Raw genomic sequence first — 17,203 nt, 5'->3', positions numbered from 1 at the left:
GGGAGATGCCGGATGCGCTCCGTAACGTGCGCTCCATGGTTTCGTTGCATCAGCTGCTGGCGTTCTCCGCCATGGCGCTGGCGATCATCGTGATCCCCGGGCCGTCCGTGCTGTTCGTCGTCGGGCGGGCGCTGGCGCACGGTCGCCGCACCGCGCTCGCGGGCGTCGTCGGCGGGGTGCTCGCGGCGCTCGTGCTGACCTCCGCCGTCGCGGTCGGCGTCGGGTCGATCGTGGAGCGTTCCGTGGTCGTGTTCACCGCGCTGAAGATCGTGGGCGCGGTCTACATCGTCTACCTGGGGGTGCAGGCCATCCGGCACCGGCGCTCGCTGCAGGAGACGATCGGCGCGGACGAGGCGGGCGGCACGGGCGGCCGGGCCCTGCTGCAGGGGTTCATCGTCGGCATGACGAACCCGAAGACCACGGTGTTCTTCGCGGCCGTCCTGCCCCAGTTCGTCGTGCGCGAGCACGGCCACGCCGCGCTGCAGATGATGGTCTTCGGCGCTGTCTTCGCGGTGATCGCGCTGCTGTGCGACAGCGTGTGGGGCATCGCCGCCGGGACGGCCCGCGACTGGTTCGCCGGCTCCCCGCGCCGCCTCGCCGCGATCGGCGGCACCGGCGGGCTGATGATGATCGGCCTCGGTGTCACCGTCGCCGCCACCGGCCGCAAGGACTGACCCTCGGCGCCTACTCCCCGGACCTGCTGGCCCGGCTCAGACCGAGCAGAGGGCGAAGTCGTCGAAGACCGCTGCCAGGGATCCCGGCTCGTTCTCGGGACGGTGGAGGACGATGCCGCTCGGGGCGTCCGGATCGCCGCCGTCCGGGGTGGCGATGGACGACGCCACGGGCCGGCCGTTCACCCACATGCCGAGGTGGACGGCGCCGCCCTCGCCCTCGACGCAGGCGGCCTGGACCCGGTTCCTGCCTTCGCGGAGTTCGGCCTTGCCGATCGCCAGCGACCCCGTCTGCCCGGACCCGAGCCGGATGATCCGGGCCAGGCCGTCCTCCGGTTTGATCAGGAAGGCGAAGCCCCTGCTCTGCCCGCGGCAGTACACCCCCGCCTCGCCCCCGTTGGCGACCGACTCGACCTTGACCTCGATGAGCTGCGACCTGGGCACGTCCGGCACCGGTGCGTCGGCGGCCGTCACCGTCGTCGTCGGGAGGACGTGCAGCTCGTACTTGCGGTCCTTGTAGTTCGCGTCCCAGGTGGGGGTGGTGGCCCTGTGCCAGCCGGAGTCCTCTTCCTTGAAGTCGTCTTCGAAGAGCTTGTCCTTCTCGTCGGGCGGCCCCTTGCGGAAGTTCGCGGCGAGCGCGGCGGCGTCCGTGCCATCGCCGCCGCGGCCGCTCGTCCCGCCGCCGCTGCCGTCATCGTCCGCGAGGCCGCGCAGGCCGAGGAAGCCGGAGACGCCGAGCAGGCCGGCGATCGCGACGGCCGCGGTCAGGCCGATGGCGCGCCCATGCCCGCCGTGACGGGACGGCCGCCGCGGCGTCAGCGGCACGGCGGGGCCCGGCGGCGGGGGCTCGGACGGCGGCACGGTGGCGGCGGCCGTCGCCGGAAGCGTGGGCGGATCGGTGGCGACGGCGGTCGGCGGCGACGGCTGCGGGCCCGGGGGCAGCGGCACCGTGAGCGGCCTTTCCTCCGCTGGCGTCTCCTCCGCCAAGGTCTTCTCGACATCCGCCCCCGCCTCGGCCCCCGGTGCCTCCTCGCCGGTCAGTGAACGGAGGAGCTGCTTGACCGTCGGACGCTCGGACGGGTCCTTCGCCAGCGCGCGCGCCACGAGGTCCTGCACCGCCGGGTCGAGCCCGTCCAGATCCGGGTCGTCGGACGTCACCCGGTTGATGATCTCTGGGAGCGTCTCGCCGGCGAACGGGACGCGGCCCGTCCCCGCGTAGGCGACGACGCAGCCCCAGGAGAACACGTCCGCCGCCGGAGTGACCTCCCGGCCGTGCATCAGTTCCGGCGCGATGTAGGCGGGGGTCCCGACGAACTGGCCGGTTCTGGTCGGCCCGTCGCCCGCGTCCAGCGCCCGCGCGATGCCGAAGTCGATCACGCGCGGCCCGGTCGGGGACAGCAGCACGTTGGACGGCTTGAGGTCGCGGTGCACGATCCCGGCGCCGTGGATCGCGCCCAGCGCGGTCGCGATGTTGACCGCGAGCGCCTCCAGGTCGCCGCCGCGCAGCGGGCCGCCCGACCGGACGGCCTCGTCGAGCGACGGCCCGGCGACGTACTCGGTCACCACGTACAGCGGGTCGCCGTCCAGCCGGGCGTCCAGCACCGCGGCGGTGCAGAACCGCCGGACCTGCCGCGCGGCCGTCACCTCGCGCCGGAACCGGTCGTGGAACGCCTCGTCGTCGGCCAGCTCCGGGTTGATGACCTTGACCGCGACGCGCCGCCCCGCCGCGTCCTCGCCGAGGAAGACGGTGCCCATCCCGCCCCGGCCGAGCCGTCCGGTCAGCCGGTACGGGCCGAGCCGGCGCGGGTCGCGGTCGCGAAGGGGGGCCTGCATGGGCGTCTCCTGTAAGCCGATCCTGTGAGCCGAAGGCGTGTGCGCTCAGTCTTTCCGACGTCGCCGGAGGGCGCATCCGTTCCCGGCCGGGGCCGCGGGGGCCGCCGGCCGCCCGGCCGCCCGTACGCTGAGACCCTGCGGAAGGGTCTCGGGAGGAAAGCGTGGACGTGACGGACGACGTGCTCGGCCCCGGCTACGAGGCGATCGAGCTGCCGATGGGCCGCGACGCCGAGGGCGAGGTGGTCGCGACGCTGGTGCGGCGGCGCGGCACCGACCCGTCCCGCCGGGCGGTGCTGTACCTGCACGGGTTCGTCGACTACTTCTTCCAGAAGCACCTGGCCGACTTCTACCTGGACCTCGGCTTCGACTTCTACGCGCTCGACCTCCGCAAGTACGGACGGTCGCTGCGCCCGCACCAGACGCCGAACTACATCGAGAGCCTCTCGGACTACTTCCCGGAGATCGGGGAGGCCGTCCGGATCATCCGGGACGTGGACGGCCACGACGCGCTGCTGCTGAACGGCCACTCCACCGGCGGGCTGATCGCCGCGCTGTGGGCCGACCGGGTGAAGGGGAAGGGCCTGGTGGACGGCCTGTTCCTCAACAGCCCGTTCTTCGACCTCGCCGAGCCGCTCGTCCTGCGCAAGACCGGCGCGGGCTTGGCGCGGGCGCTGCGGGCGCGGTTCCCGAAGGCGAAGCTGCCGGCGGGCGTGTCCGACCTGTACCCGCGCAGCATCCACCGCGAGCACGGCGGGGAGTGGGAGTTCGACCTCGCCTGGAAGCCGCTGCTCGGGTTCCCGGTGCGGGCGGCGTGGCTGGCGGCCGTCCGGCGCGGGCAGCTCCGGCTGCACCGGGGCCTGGACGTGGACGTGCCGGTCCTGGTCATGGCGTCGACGCGGAGCGTCCGCCCGTCCCGCAGGACGGTGGACGTGACGGGCGCCGACGCCGTGCTGGACGTCGAGCACATGGCCCGGTACGCGCCCCGGATCGGGCGCCACGTCACGCTCGTCCGGATCGAGGACGGCCTGCACGACCTGGTGCTGTCGGCCGAGCCCGCGAGGACCCGGGTGTTCGAGGAACTGGCCCGCTGGACGAACGGCTACCTGCCCGCCCGCTGAGCCCGCGGGGCCCGAGCGCCCGCCGAGCGGCCCTAGTCGAGGATCTTCGACATGTCGAAGTCGTCGAAGTCGGCGACGATCTGCTCGGCGGGGTTGCCGCCCCGCTCGGCCTGGAGCCCGACCCAGCCGTTGCCGAGCGGCTGGTCGGTGTCCTTCTCGTCGATGACCTCGTCGCCGTTCACCCACAGCCGCAGCCGGACCGGCGCGCCCTCCTTGCCGTCGCTCTCGCAGGCGGCCTGCACCTTGTTCGGCTCCCCGGCGTCGTAGCCGGGGACGGAGTCGGGGCCGGCGAGGTCCTTCGTGCCGAGGTCACCGTTGACCTTGCGGAGCACCGCGCCCTTGCCGTCGTTGCGGATGAGGAACATGTACTGCCTCTTGCCGTCCTCGTCGCCCCGGCACAGGATGCCGAACATGCCGTCCGGCGGGCTCTGCTCGACCGACACCGTGACGGTCGCGAGCATCCGGACGGGGAAGTCCTCCCGCTTGTCCTTCGGCACCCACCGCGCGACCACTCCGGTGGAGTCCTTGGTCTGCATCCGGTACTTGCCGTCGGCGTAGCCGTAGGTCTTGTCGTAGGTGTCGCCCCAGCCGGACGCGGAGTCGGCGAACGCGTCGCTGAACGCGGTCGCCAGGTTGTCGGGCGGGCCGTCCGAGCGGAAGACGGTGAACACGAGCACGGCGAGCAGCAGCACGGCGGCGACGGCCGCGCCGCCGATGAGCAGCGGGTTGCGGGGAAGGCCCCCGCCCGGCGGCGGGCCGGAGCGGCCGTCGCGGCGGGTGGTGTCGGCGCCGTGCATGGCGGTCGGCGGCTGCTGGAACGCCGTCGGCGCGGTGGACGTGGCGGACGGCGGCCGGGGCGCCCCGGCGGCTCCCGCCCCCATCGCTCCCGCGGCACCCGCCCCCATCGCTCCGGCGCCCATCGCTCCCGCGGCGGGGCCGTGCCAGCCCGCCTGGACGGTCTCGGCGAGCGTCGCCGGGTCGGTCGTGCCGTTGCCGACGAGCCGCGCGAGGACCTCCTGGACGGACGGCCGGCGGCGCGGGTCCTTGTCGAGCGCGGCGGCGACGACGTCCCGCAGGCCGGGGTCGAGCCCGTCCAGCTTCGGCTCCTCGTGCACGACCCGGTAGAAGATCTCCGGGACGGTGTTGCCCGCGAACGGCGCCGAGCCCGTCCCGGCGTAGGCGACGACGCAGCCCCACGAGAACACGTCGGACGCGGGGCTGACCTGCTCCCCGCGCAGCAGCTCGGGCGGCAGGTAGTTCGGCGTGCCGACGAACTGGCCGGTGCGGGTCGGGCCGTCGGAGGCATCGAGCGCGCGGGCGATGCCGAAGTCGATGACGCGCGGCCCGGTGGACGACAGCAGCACGTTGGCGGGCTTGAGGTCGCGGTGCACGATCCCGGCGCCGTGGATGGCGGCGAGGGCCGTGGCGACGCCGACCGCGATGCCCTCCAGGTCGGAGCCGGGCAGCGGGCCGCGTTCGGCGACGGCGCGCTCCAGGCTCGGGCCCTCGATGTACTCGGTGACGACGTACAGCGGGTCGCGGTCGAGCTCGGCGTCGATGACGGGCGCGGTGCAGAACCGCCGGACCTGCCGCGCCGCCGTCACCTCGCGCCGGAACCGCTCCCGGAACGAGCCCTCGCCGGCCAGCTCCCGGTTGATCACCTTCACCGCGACGCGGCGCCCGCCGGCGTCCTCGCCGAGGTAGACCGTGCCCATGCCGCCGCGGCCGAGGCGTCCGATCAGCCGGTAGGGGCCGAGTTCCGCGGGGTCCTCGGGGCGCAGGGCCTCACCGTTCTCTCCTGCGTGCGTGGTCATCGTGATCCTGACGGGAAATCGGGGGAATCTGGAGGAATCGTTCGGGGAGTCTTCCGTAGACCCTAGCGGTGTGTCCCGGCTCGCCGAGCGGTGCTCGGCGAACGGGCCTCACGGAAACGGGCGCGTCGCACGGGGATGTCTCGCACGGGGATCTCGCACGGGGAGTTGGACGCGGGACGGCGTCAGCGGGTTCGGCGGGCGCGCGGAAGGGCGCGGAACGGCGGCAGCGCCTCGCCGGTGAGCCCGAACGCGTACGCGATGACGCGGTTCGACCACCGCTGGCAGCCGACGACCAGCCCGTACAGCGGGCGCGGGTAGCGGCCGGTGAACGGGATCACCAGCCAGCTGAGCAGCATCACGATCACCAGCAGCGCGTACATGGCCAGCATGACGACCAGGTGCGGGAGGACGAGCAGGCCCCTGAGCAGGGTGAACCAGCGCCTCGGGCCCCGCCACTGCGCGGGGAACGGCAGATCGACCGTCACGGTCTCCGCGCCCGCCGCCGTCCCCGAGGCCGTCCCCGCCTCCGGCTCCGCCTCCCGCGCCGGGACGGGCTCGGGGACGGGCCGCGGCTCCGCGGCCGCGGGCGGTCCGGTGGCCGGTGCGGGCGCGGCGGCCGGGCCCGGTTCGGCGGGAGCCGGTTCGGCGGGTGCGGCCTCGGCCGGAGCGGGCTCGGCGGGTGCGGCCTCGGCGGCCGGATGCGGCCCGCGCCACGACATCGAGATCGTCTCGGCGGCCCGCGCCGGGTCGGCCCGCTCCTGCCCGACGAGGCGGGTGAGGAGCCGCCGCGCGGTCGGCCGGGCGGCGGGGTCCTTGCTGAGCGCGGCGGCGACGACCTCGCGCAGCCGCGGGTCGAGGCCGGCGAGGTCGGGCTCCCCGTGGCCGATGCGGTGGAACGTCTCCGCGACCGTCTTGCCGCGGAACGGGGGGCGGCCCGTCCCGGCGTAGGCGACGACGCAGCCCCACGCGAACACGTCCGACGCCTGCTCGACCGGTTCGCCGCGCAGCACCTCGGGCGCGATGTAGGACGGCGTGCCGACGAACTGGCCGGTGCGGGTGGGCCCGTCGGGGGCGTCGAGGGCGCGGGCGATGCCGAAGTCGATGACGCGCGGCCCGGTGGACGACAGCAGCACGTTGGCGGGCTTGAGGTCGCGGTGCACGATCCCGGCGCCGTGGATGGCGGCGAGGGCCGTGGCGACGCCGACGGCGATGCCCTCCAGGTCGGAGCCGGGCAGCGGCCCCTTCTCCCCGACGGCCTTCTCCAGGGTCGGCCCGTCGATGTACTCGGTGACGATGTACGGCGGGTCCTGGTCGAGTTCGGCGTCGATGACGGGCGCGGTGCAGAACCGGTGGACGCGCCGCGCGGCGGTCACCTCGCGGCGGAACCGGGCGAGGAACGCCGGCTCGCCCGCGAGGTCGCGGTTGACGACCTTCACCGCGACCCGCCGGCCGTCGGGCTCGGCGCCGAGGTAGACGGTGCCCATGCCGCCCCGGCCGAGCCGCCCGAGCAGGCGGTAGGGGCCGAGGACACGGGGCTCGTCCTGCTCCAGCGGGACGGCGGCGGTCGTCGTCATGGGGGGCGGGCTCCTCCGTGATCGTCTCAGCGCCCAGCCTAAGGGAGCCCGCGGTGCCCGGCGGACCGGTCAGGGAATCAGCAGGAGCTTGCCGGTGGTGCGCCGCGCCTGCAGGTCGGCGTGCGCGGCGCCGGCGTCGGCGAGGTCGTAGCGGTGCCCGACGTGCACGTTCACGGCGCCGGACGCGATCCAGCCGTAGACGTCGGCGGCGCGCTCCAGCAGCTCGCCGCGCTCCTCCACATGGTGGGCGAGGGTCGGCCGCGTCAGGAACAGCGACCCGGCGCGGTTGAGGCGCTGCGGGTCGAACGGCGGCACCGGCCCGCCGGCCGCCCCGTACAGCGCGAGGGTGCCGCGCCGCCGCAGGCTCTCCAGGCTCCCGTCGAACGTGGGCGCGCCGACGCCGTCGTACACGGCGGCGACGCCCTCGCCGCCGGTCAGCTCCCGCACCCGTTCGGCGAAACCCTCGTAGGGCATCGTGGCGTCCGCTCCGGCCTCCCGGGCGAGCCGCTCCTTCTCCGGGGTGGAGGCCGTGCCGAGGACGCGCGCGCCGAGCGCCTTGGCCGCCTGGGTGAGCAGCAGCCCCATGCCGCCCGCCGCCGCGTGGACGAGGACGGTGTCGCCCGGCTGGATCGGATACGTCGACCGGGTCAGGTAGTGCGCCGTCATGCCCTGCAGCATCGACGCCGCCGCGTCCTCCAGCGTGACGCCGTCGGGGACGGGCACGGCACGGTCCGCAGGGACGGCGGCCTGCGCCGCGTAGGAGCCCTGCACGTCGGCCCAGGCGACGCGGTCGCCCGCCGAGAACTCGCTCACGCCGTCGCCGACGGCCGAGACCGTCCCGGCCCCCTCCATGCCCGGCGTGTACGGGAGGTCCTGCGGGTAGGCGCCCGTCCGGAAGTACACGTCGATGAAGTTCACGCCGGCCGCGGCCACGTCGACCAGGATCTCGCCGGGACCGGGCTCGGGGGCGGGACGCTCCGCCGCCTCCAGGACCTCGGGTCCGCCGTTCCGGGTGATGACGATCGCGCGCATGCGCCCTCCTGCTGTGCTCGTTGGCCGGCGATCACGGAGAACCCGGTTCCGCCGGCGCCTATTCCGCCGCCGCCCGCCGGGCCGCGCGCCGTCGGACGGATCCGGCGCACGGTCAGACCCAGTCGCGCATCGTGCGGCCCGCGAGGGTGACGGCCTCCTCGACCCGGGCGGCGACCGTCCCGGGGTCCCAGATCTCCCGGCGGGCGCACTCCTCGAACGCGACCTTCACCGATGCCAGGTAGAACGCGACGAGGATCCGCGGCCGCAGGTCGTCCGCCGGGTCCACGCCCTGCCGCCGGGCGATCTCGGCGGCGAGCGCCTCCGCCGACGCCGAGTAGCGCGCCAGCTGCGCGGCCATCAGCGACGGCGTCGACTCGATCACCTGCCGGACGCGGCGGAACCGGCCGCTCTCCGCCGGGTCGCCCTCCGCGATCGTCTCCAGGACGACGCGCAGCGACTCGAACAGCGCGGTGAAGGGCGGCTCCCCGGGCGGGCGGGCCGCGAGCGCCTCGCCGAGCAGCTGGTCGTGCTCGGCCAGGAAGCCGGTGACGACGTCCTCCTTGGTGGCGAAGTACCGGAAGAACGTCCGCTGCGACACCTCCACCGCCGCCACGATCTCGTCGATCGTCGTGGCCTCGTAGCCCTTCTCCAGGAACAGGTCCAGGGCGGCGTCGATGAGCGCGAGGCGGGTCCGCTGCTTCTTGCGCTCGCGGAGGCCGGCGAGCGCGCGCTCCTGCGCCGACGAGGTTCCGTGTGTGGGGCCGGACGGGTCGCCGGCGGGGACGGCGCTCATCGGCTCGCTCCTATCTACCTGGCATGGGCACAGGGTGCCCGTTTCACAGAGGCTTCTATCACGGACGCACCCTCCGCATGCGCGACGGGTTCCGCCCGCCGGAAGGTCCGCCGCGTGACCGGCGCACACTCGCTTCCGGTGGACCATCCCCGGGGGAGTGGGAAAGACCCCCGGCCACTCTGCGGATTCCCCCTCCGCGGCCGCGCCCGACCGGTCATGCTGAAGGCCGGTCACCATTCGTCGCCGCATGATCACCCAAGGTCATGCGGGACGCGGACCCTGGTGAGGCGGCTGATGTGTCTGTAGTGGGTGGGCGGGAGACCGCCGAGACGCGCCGGCGTCACCTCGCGGCGCTCGCCCGCGAGGTGGAGGCCCGGGGGCTGGCGTGGCGGTTCGCCGGGCCGGACGATTCGCTGCTGGCCGTCTACGGCCCGCGGACGCGGCGCCGGGTCATGGTCGTCGCGACCCCCGCCGGCGAGGGCTGGTCGTACCTGTGGCCGGGCGGCGGGATCGCCGACGTGGCCGACGCGGCGGGCGCCGCCGCCGAACTGACCCGGCTGCTGACCTGATCCCCGCCTTGCTCCCGGGGCGGCGCCTTCCCTAGACTCCGAGGCGAACGTCTGTTCGAACGTCCGCATGTCCTTCCCCCGTGCGGTGTGCGCGAGGGGGAGGCGGATGACACGCGTGTTCGGCGATCCGGTCGAGGTCTGGGTGAGCGACGGGCGTCCGGCCCGGTTCGTCTGGCGGGGCCGGCTCTACGCCGTGCGGCGGGTGCTGGAGCACTGGGTCACCACCCGTGACTGGTGGCGGGAGCAGCAGCCCGCCGGCGAGGCCACCGGGGAGCGGGAGTTCTGGCGGGTCGAGGCGACCCCGGACAGGGAGATCGGCGTCTACGAGCTGCGTTACGACGCGGCCGCCGACAGCTGGCTGCTCTCCCGGGTATGGGACTGACGTGCACATTCATGTCGCTTCGTGCTATTCGCTCCGCCACGGGGTCGCCCCGCCGGCGGCGCTGGCGGAGCGCGCGGCGAGCCTCGGCATGGAGACGCTCGCGCTGACCGACCGCGACGGGCTGTACGGCGCCGTCCGGCACGTCCAGGCGTGCGCGGACGCGGGCATCGGGCCGGTCGTCGGGGCCGATCTACGGGTCGCCTCCACCGGTGAGGAGCGCATCGTGGTGCTCGCCGAGGGCCGGGCCGGGTGGCGGTCGCTGTGCCGGCTGGTGTCGGCGGCGCACGCGGCGGGCGAGCGCGGGAACCCCGTGGTGACGCGGGAGATGGTCGGCGCGCACGCCGAGGGCCTGATCGTGCTGCTCGGCCCGTCCTCCGACGTCGGGCGGGCCGTCGCCGGACGGCGCCCCGACGCCGCGGCGGCGCGGCTGGACGCCTGGCGCGCCACCGCCGAGACCGCGGTGGAGATCGTCAACCACCACGGCCGGGGCGAGGGGCCGCGGGCCGCCCGGATGCTGGCGCTCGCCCGCGCGGCCGGGGTGCCCGCGGTGCTCGGCAACGCCGTCCGCTACCTGGAGCCCGCCGACCACCCGGTCGCGCAGGTGCTGGACGTGACCCGCAAGCTCGTCCCGCTGGACCGGCGGCACCTGGACGACCAGACCGGGCAGGCCTACCTCAAGTCCGCCGCGCAGATGCGCCGGGCGGCGGAGCTGGCCTGCGGCGCCGAGGAGGCGGACGCGCTGCTCGCGGCGACGCGGCGGCTGTCCGAGCGGTGCGTCCTCGACCCCGGCCGCGACCTCGGCATGGACGACGTCCACCTCCCCGCCGCCGGCGACGACCCGTACGCGCGGCTCCTCGCCCGGTGCGCGGACGGGATGGACCGGCGTGGCCTCACCGGCTCGGCGCGGGCCGCCGCGCGGCTGGAGGCCGAGCTCGGCGTCATCGCCCGCAAGGGCCTCGCCCCGTACTTCCTCACCGTCGCCGACGCCGCCGCGCTGATCAGGGAGCGCGGCATCCGCTGCGCGATCCGCGGCTCGGGTGCGGGCAGCCTGGTCAACTACCTGCTCGGCATCGGCGACCTCGACCCGCTGCGGCACGGCCTGCTCATGGAGCGGTTCCTCGCCGACAGCCGCGAGGGGCTGCCCGACATCGACCTGGACGTGGAGTCGGCGCGGCGGCTGGAGGCGTACCGGGCGCTGTTCGACCGGTTCGGCGCCGACGGCACGGCCTGCGTGTCGATGATGGAGACCTACCGGGCGCGCAGCGCGCTCCGCGACGTCGGCAACGCCCTCGGGCTCCCGCCCGCCGAGATCGACGCGATCGCCAAGGCGTTCCCGCGGATCCGGGCGAGCCAGATCCGCACGGCGCTGGACGACCTGCCCGAGCTGCGGCAGAGCAACCTCGCGGCGGGCCGGCTGGAGGTGCTGTTCCGGATCGCCGAGCGGCTGGACGGCCTGCCCCGCCACATCGCCATGCACCCGTGCGGCGTGCTGCTGTCGAACCCGTCCCTGCGCGACCGGACGCCCGTCGAGCAGGCCGCCGTCGGGTTCCCGATGAGCCAGTTCGACAAGGACGACGTCGAGGCGATGGGGCTGCTCAAGCTGGACGTCCTCGGCGTCCGGATGCAGTCGGCGATGGCGCACGCGGTCGCGGAGGCCGCGCGGGTGACGGGGGAGCGGATCGTGCTGGAGGACGTCCCGCGCGACGACCCGGAGACGTTCGCGCTGATCCGCACGTCCCGGACGCTCGGCTGCTTCCAGATCGAGTCGCCCGGCCAGCGGGACCTGATCGGCCGGCTCCAGCCCCGCGACATGGACGACCTGATCATCGACATCTCGCTGTTCCGGCCGGGCCCGGTGAACTCCGACATGGTGTCGCCGTTCCTGGAGGCGCGCGCCGGGACCCGCGAGCCCGCCTACCCGCACCCCGACCTGGAGCCGGCGCTGCGGGAGAGCCTCGGCGTCGTCGTGTTCCACGAGCAGGTGCTCCGCGTCATCGACGCCATGACCGGGTGCGGGCTGTCGCGGGCGGAGGCTGCGCGGCGGAGCCTCGGCGACGAGCGGGGGCAGGCCGTGGTCGGCGCATGGTTCCGGGAGCGGGCGCTGGCGCGCGGCTACGACGGGCCGACCGTCGACCGCGTCTGGCGGACGCTCACCGCGTTCGGCGCGTTCGGCTTCTGCAAGGCGCACGCGGCGGCGTTCGCGCTGCCCACCTACCAGTCGGCGTGGCTGAAGCGGCACCATCCCGCCGCCTTCTACGCGGGCGTCCTCACCCACGACCCCGGCATGTACCCCAAGCGGGTCATCCTCGACGACGCGCGGCACTTCGGCGTGCCGATCCTGCCGCTGGACGTCAACCGGTCGGCCGCCGCCTGGCACGCCGAGCCCGTCTCGGCGGGCGGCCCGGCCGGGATCCGGGTCGCGCTGAGCGAGGTCAAGGGCATCTCCGAGACCGAGGTCGAGAGGATCGTCGAGGAGCGGCCGTACACGTCGCTGGGCGACTTCTGGCGCCGCGCCCGGGTGTCCCGCCCGACCGCCGAGCGGCTCGTGCTCGCCGGGGCGTTCGACGCCGTCCACGACCGGGTCCCGCGCCGCGACCTGCTCTGCCGGGTCGGCGCGCTCGACCGGGCCACCGCCCGCACGGCCCCGGTCGCGGGGCAGCTCGCCCTCGCCGGCGACGACGGGGCGGAGCTCGACCTCGCCGAGCGGATCCCGGCGGGGGAGCTGCCGCCGATGACGCCGGCCGAGGTCGTGGAGGCGGAGCTGGAGATCCTCGGCATGGACGTCAGCCGGCACGTCCTGACCTTCTACGCCGGGCTGCTCGCCGCGCTCGGCGTCGTCCGCGCCGCCGACCTGCCGGGGCGCCCCGCCGGCAGCGAGGTGCTGGTCGCCGGGGTGAAGGTCGCCACGCAGACCCCGGCGGTGCGGTCCGGGCAGCGGGTCATCTTCGCCACGCTGGACGACGCGACCGGCCCCGTCGACCTCACGTTCTTCGAGTCGGTGCAGGACCGGTGCGCCGCCACCGTGTTCGGCTCCTGGCTGCTCGTCGCCCGGGGCCGGGTCCGCCATGCCGGGGACACCGCCGTCTCGATCACCGCGAACGCCTGCTGGGACCTCGCCGCCCTGCACGAGGAGTGGCGCCGCGGCGGGCCGGACGCCCTCCGCGCCGCGCTGCGGGGCGCCGCGCCGCGGGGCCGCCCGGTGGGGCGCCGGATCGTCCAGCCGACGGGGTTCGCGATGTCGCCGTACTCCGACATCGGCCACGCGGGCCCGGCCGTCAAGCGCCCGCCCCGCGCCGCGCTCTGGCACGCCAGCCCCGGCTCCTCGGGCTCCTGACCGCGCGGGCCCCGGCCGCTGGGGCAGGGGCGGTGGGGCCGGGGCGGTGGGGCCGAGGCGCGGGGTCTAGGCGTCGCGGGTGATCTGGAGGCGGGTGATCTGGAAGACGGTGGCCATGCACAGGGCGGCGGCCAGCGCCTGGAACGCGGCCGCGGCGACGCCGACGTGGACGTCGAAGCGCGCCTCGGCGAGGGTGTCGACGCTGCCGTGCGTGAACGCGCGGCCGAGGAGCAGGCCGAGCAGCGCGCAGCACCACCAGGCCGCCACGACGAGCCCGGCCGCCTGGCGCTCGGTGGTCCGGTACCGGCCGCTGTTCACCCACACCTCGTAGACCATCCGGGGCGGCATCCACAGGTTGACGACGGGCAGGAACCAGCCGAGCAGCACCCACGAGCGGTGGTGGCGGTGCGGCCCCGGCGACTGCCGGAACGCCCGCCACAGCCAGGTCAGGTACAGCAGCCCGGTCACCCCGGCCATGATCGCGGCGATCGTGAACACGTCCGCGTAGGGGGCGAGGGCCCGGCCGGTGGCCGCCGCGTCGTAGCTGTCGTGCGTCGCCCCGCGCAGCGGGTGCGCGAGCCGCAGCAGGCTGATCCCCGAGCCGAGCGCGACGAAGGCGTTGAAGCCGAGCAGCATGAACACGGCCACGCCGACCGCGCGGAAGTCCCGGCGGCGCGCCCACGCGCCGCATCCGGGGCAGCGGTCGACCTCTGTCGGGATGATGTCGCCGCACAGCGCGCACGGCATGGTCCACCTCCCTGGTCTCATGGCCCGCTCGCCGTCACCCGGTCCTCGTCCGCCGGCCCTCGCGGGTCGCCGGCCTTTGCCGCCCGTTGCTTCGGATACTACGTACGTTTGACTCGCGCGGCCCAACGCGGGTTCGGGGTCTCACCGGATCGTCACATGGGGAACACGAACCGTGTGGCGGCGTAGGCCAAGGCCGCGGTGACGGCGGCCCAGGCGGCGAGCCGGCCGAGGCCACCTGTGGACAGCAGCCGCTCCGGCCGGAACCGCGTCACCGCCAGCAGCCCCCACCATTCGGCGGCCAGTGCGATCGTCGCGTGCAGCGAGCCGAAGCCGACCAGCGCGCAGAGCAGGACGGCGCCCGCCGGGGTCGCGGTGTGCGCGAACAGCGCCGGGCCCCGGGCCGGACCGTGCAGGCCGCGGCGCAGCCCCGCCAGGACGGCGCCCCATCCGGCGGCGCACAGCGCCCAGACGACGAGGACGGCCACGGGCAGCCCGTTCAGCGATTCCGGTGCCAGCGCCGCGTTCCTCCCCCCGAGTGCCTCCCCCGAGCACCTCTCGTCCGAGCGCGTTCCCGGCCGATTCTGTCAGCTCCCGCCGGGCCGCCGCTCCCCGGCCGGCAGCACCGCGACGACCTCCCAGCCGCCGCCGGGGCACGGGCCCGCGCGCAGCCGGCCGCCCGCCGCCCCGACCCGCTCCGCCAGCCCGGTGAGCCCGAACCCGCCGGACGGCAGCCGCCGGCCGCGGCCCCGCCCGTCGTCCCGTACCGCCACCTCGACGTCGCCGCCCGCCCGCCCGAGCGTGACCCGCACGCTCGCGGCGTCGGCGGCGTGCTTGCGGACGTTGGTCAGCGCCTCCTGCACCACCCGGTGCGCCGACGCCGCGACCTCCGGAGGCAGCGTGCCGAGGTCGGGCGCGAGCGTCAGCGTCGCGGGCGGATGGGCGAACCCGGCGACGAGGTCGCGGAGCCCGCCGAGGTCGCCGACGGGGCGGGTGGCGGCACTCCGGTCCGGGCGGGCGTCCCCGTCCGGCGCGTCGACGTGCTGCGCGTCCCGCAGCAGGCCGACCATGCGGCGCATCGAGGTCAGCGCCTCGGTGCCGGCCTTCTCGATGCCGCCGAACATGCGGTCCAGGTCGTCCGGCGACTGCCCCGCGCCCGCCTGCGCCGCGAACCGCGCCGCCTGCGCCTGGACGACGATGCCGGTCACGTGGTGGGCGACGAAGTCGTGCAGGTCGCGGGCCAGCTCCAGCCGCTCGTCGCGGCGCGCCGCCGCGAGCGACCGGGCCCGCCGGGCGTCCAGGGCGCGCAGGTACAGGCCGATGCCGAGCGCGATCGACACGGTGATGCCGAGCGGCGCGCTGACCAGTGCCCCGGCCACCGCCGACCAGCGCAGCGGCGTCGCCAGGACCGCGGTGCCGAGCAGCGCCGCCAGCGGGACGAGGTGCTCGCGGCGCGCCTTCCACATCGTCCGGGCGATGACGATCAGCAGCCCGCCGACCTCCGCGAGCACGCTCGGCGCGGTGTAGTCGGGGCGGACCGCCAGCCCGAGGTACAGGGTGCTGGACGCCGACAGCGCGCCCGCCGCGACCGCCCACGGGACGATCCGGCCCGCCACGGCCGCGACGCTGGCGACGGCCGCGACGGCGAGCAGCCACAGGGTGGGGACGTCCCGCACCACCGAGACCAGGCAGCCCAGCAGGAACAGCCCCGCGAACCCCAGGTACGCGGCGCGCATGAAGCAGCCGCCCACCGAGTGGATGCGGTCCAGCCCCGTCCCTGCGTCGCTCACGGTGATGCAGGGTACGGCCTGCGGCGGACCCGGCGGATCAGCCTTGCGGCTGATCCCTGCCCCGTTCCGCCCTCGGTCTGCCCCGGCCTGCCGTCGCGCTCCGTGATCACCGGCGCCGGCGCCCGCCCCGGCGGCTCGAATAAAGGTTCGAGAATGTCAGAGGTGCCGCGTAGCGTTGACCTTGTGATTTGGGAGACATCCGGGAACAGGTGTCGAACCGAGTGGCTTGTAATCGCGTACCAGGGGTATGTGACGGACGGTGGCACCCGCACAGGCGCGGGCGCCGCCGGGTCAAGGAAGGGGTGTTGGCAGTGAGCGCAGCGACCGGCACGTTCCATCTCTCCCGCCCGCGGCTGGACGGGCCCGCCGAGCGGACCATCGTCGAGCCGTGGCTCACCGAGCTCTCCCATGCGACGCTGAACGCCTACGCCGACCCCGCGCCGCCGCTGGCCGCGGTCGAGGCCCTGCCCCTGCGCCCGCAGCCCGCACCGGCCCGCCGCGTCGCCGTGGCGGCCTGACCGCACCACCTGGAAGGCCGTCGGAAAGGGGATCGGGCATCGTCCCGGTCCCCTTTCTCTCTGCCCGGTCATCTCATATATTGATATTGAGTTCTCAGAGTATGAGAAGTAGGCGTACGGTCGGGGCACCGAGACTAGAGAGGTGATCCCCATGCCGGCCTACACCCACGGCCACCACGAGAGCGTCCTGAGCTCGCACCAGTGGCGCACGGTCGAGAACTCCGCCGCCTACCTGATCGAGCACCTGCGTCCCGGCCTGTCCGTCCTGGACGTCGGCTGCGGCCCCGGCACGATCACCGCGGGCCTGGCCGAGCGCGTGGCCCCCGGCCGCGTCGTCGCCGCCGACGCCGCCGAGTCCGTGCTGGACGAGGCGCGCAAGAGCACCGCCGCCCTGGCCAACGTCGAGTTCGCGGTGGCCGACGTCCATGCGCTGGACTACCCGGACGGCGCCTTCGACATCGTCCACGCCCACCAGGTGCTGCAGCACGTCGCCGACCCCGTCCAGGCCCTCCGGGAGATGCGCCGCGTCACCCGGCCCGGCGGGATCGTCGCCGCGCGCGACGCCGACTTCGGCGCCATGGCCTGGTACCCGAACCCGCCCGGCATGGACGCCTGGCTGCCCGTCTACTACAAGGTGGCCCGCGGCAACGGCGGCGAGCCCGACGCCGGCCGCCGCCTGGTCTCCTGGGCGCGCGCGGCCGGGTTCACCGACGTCACCGCGTCCGCCTCATGCTGGTGCTACGCCACCCCCGAGGAGCGCGAGTGGTGGAGCGAGTCCTGGGGCGGCCGCATGGTCAGGTCGTCGGTGGCCGACCACGCCGTGGCGGGCGGCCACGCGACCCGCGACGACCTGGAACGCGTCTACGCGGGCTGGAAGGAATGGGCCGCCGCCGACGACGGGTGGTTCGCGGTCACCCACGGCGAGGTGATCTGCCGCGCCTAATGGGAGCTGCCGGGTCGGCCACTGCTGACAGACTCGGTGCCTGGTAGCCGCCGGTGAGTGAGCACTTCCATCGCCTGGACCGTGGAGT

General features: G+C 75.1%; 15 protein-coding genes. 7 read left to right on the top strand and 8 right to left on the bottom strand.

Annotation, left to right across the window (positions count from 1 at the left end):
* Positions 1–35: 35 nt before the first annotated feature.
* On the top strand, positions 36–674 hold the full coding sequence (locus CHF16_RS29800) for a LysE family translocator (protein WP_089329476.1): 639 nt from the start codon (positions 36–38) through the stop codon (positions 672–674).
* A gap of 36 nt (positions 675–710) precedes the next feature.
* On the opposite strand, the gene CHF16_RS40520 is transcribed toward CHF16_RS29800, so the two are convergent.
* Positions 711–2,504, bottom strand: coding sequence for a serine/threonine-protein kinase (locus CHF16_RS40520; RefSeq protein WP_089329475.1), 1,794 nt, complete (start codon positions 2,502–2,504; stop codon positions 711–713).
* Positions 2,505–2,665: 161 nt separating this feature from the next.
* Here CHF16_RS40520 and CHF16_RS29790 point away from each other — a divergent pair, with 161 nt between their 5' ends.
* Positions 2,666–3,622, top strand: coding sequence for an alpha/beta hydrolase (locus CHF16_RS29790; RefSeq protein WP_089329474.1), 957 nt, complete (start codon positions 2,666–2,668; stop codon positions 3,620–3,622).
* A 32-nt stretch (positions 3,623–3,654) separates the two neighbouring features.
* Here CHF16_RS29790 and CHF16_RS41020 read toward each other — a convergent pair whose 3' ends face one another.
* From CHF16_RS41020 to CHF16_RS29770, 4 genes are all read right to left on the bottom strand, one after another.
* On the bottom strand, positions 3,655–5,436 hold the full coding sequence (locus CHF16_RS41020) for a serine/threonine-protein kinase (RefSeq protein WP_218826901.1): 1,782 nt from the start codon (positions 5,434–5,436) through the stop codon (positions 3,655–3,657).
* Between the two features lie 182 nt (positions 5,437–5,618).
* Positions 5,619–7,010: a DUF4389 domain-containing protein gene (locus tag CHF16_RS29780; protein ID WP_089329473.1), complete on the bottom strand. Its 1,392-nt coding sequence runs from the start codon at positions 7,008–7,010 to the stop codon at positions 5,619–5,621.
* A 69-nt stretch (positions 7,011–7,079) separates the two neighbouring features.
* Positions 7,080–8,042: a quinone oxidoreductase family protein gene (locus tag CHF16_RS29775; protein ID WP_089329472.1), complete on the bottom strand. Its 963-nt coding sequence runs from the start codon at positions 8,040–8,042 to the stop codon at positions 7,080–7,082.
* 112 nt (positions 8,043–8,154) lie between these two features.
* Positions 8,155–8,835, bottom strand: coding sequence for a TetR family transcriptional regulator (locus CHF16_RS29770; protein WP_089329471.1), 681 nt, complete (start codon positions 8,833–8,835; stop codon positions 8,155–8,157).
* Between the two features lie 296 nt (positions 8,836–9,131).
* Between CHF16_RS29770 and CHF16_RS29765 the strand changes: the two genes are divergently transcribed.
* The 3 genes from CHF16_RS29765 (at position 9,132) to CHF16_RS29755 (ending at position 13,120) form a co-directional block, all read left to right on the top strand.
* Positions 9,132–9,404, top strand: coding sequence for a hypothetical protein (locus CHF16_RS29765; RefSeq protein WP_245869507.1), 273 nt, complete (start codon positions 9,132–9,134; stop codon positions 9,402–9,404).
* Positions 9,405–9,510: 106 nt separating this feature from the next.
* Positions 9,511–9,786, top strand: a complete 276-nt coding sequence (locus CHF16_RS29760) for a DUF6504 family protein (RefSeq protein ID WP_089329469.1) — start codon at positions 9,511–9,513, stop codon at positions 9,784–9,786.
* Position 9,787: 1 nt separating this feature from the next.
* Positions 9,788–13,120, top strand: a complete 3,333-nt coding sequence (locus CHF16_RS29755) for a DNA polymerase III subunit alpha (RefSeq protein ID WP_089329468.1) — start codon at positions 9,788–9,790, stop codon at positions 13,118–13,120.
* A 66-nt stretch (positions 13,121–13,186) separates the two neighbouring features.
* Here the strand turns inward: CHF16_RS29755 and CHF16_RS29750 are convergent, their stop codons facing one another.
* From CHF16_RS29750 to CHF16_RS29740, 3 genes are all read right to left on the bottom strand, one after another.
* The gene (locus CHF16_RS29750; RefSeq protein ID WP_089329467.1) at positions 13,187–13,867 is read right to left on the bottom strand and encodes a DUF4328 domain-containing protein; all 681 of its coding nucleotides are present in this window, start codon (positions 13,865–13,867) and stop codon (positions 13,187–13,189) included.
* A 152-nt stretch (positions 13,868–14,019) separates the two neighbouring features.
* Positions 14,020–14,352: a hypothetical protein gene (locus CHF16_RS29745; protein ID WP_245869505.1), complete on the bottom strand. Its 333-nt coding sequence runs from the start codon at positions 14,350–14,352 to the stop codon at positions 14,020–14,022.
* Positions 14,353–14,451: 99 nt separating this feature from the next.
* Positions 14,452–15,654 carry a sensor histidine kinase gene (locus CHF16_RS29740; RefSeq protein ID WP_245869503.1) on the bottom strand — a complete coding sequence of 401 codons (1,203 nt, stop codon included), beginning with the start codon at positions 15,652–15,654 and terminating at the stop codon, positions 14,452–14,454.
* 311 nt (positions 15,655–15,965) lie between these two features.
* On the opposite strand from CHF16_RS29740, the gene CHF16_RS29735 reads away from it, so the two are divergent.
* Positions 15,966–16,172, top strand: coding sequence for a hypothetical protein (locus CHF16_RS29735; RefSeq protein ID WP_089329465.1), 207 nt, complete (start codon positions 15,966–15,968; stop codon positions 16,170–16,172).
* Positions 16,173–16,323: 151 nt separating this feature from the next.
* Positions 16,324–17,115 (top strand): methyltransferase domain-containing protein, encoded by a 792-nt coding sequence (locus CHF16_RS29730; RefSeq protein WP_089329464.1) that lies wholly within the window; start codon positions 16,324–16,326, stop codon positions 17,113–17,115.
* Positions 17,116–17,203 lie beyond the last annotated feature (88 nt).

This window comes from Actinomadura meyerae, assembly GCF_900188445.1.
Taxonomy (GTDB): domain Bacteria; phylum Actinomycetota; class Actinomycetes; order Streptosporangiales; family Streptosporangiaceae; genus Spirillospora; species Spirillospora meyerae.
This window is presented reverse-complemented; position numbering and strand designations above follow the sequence as displayed.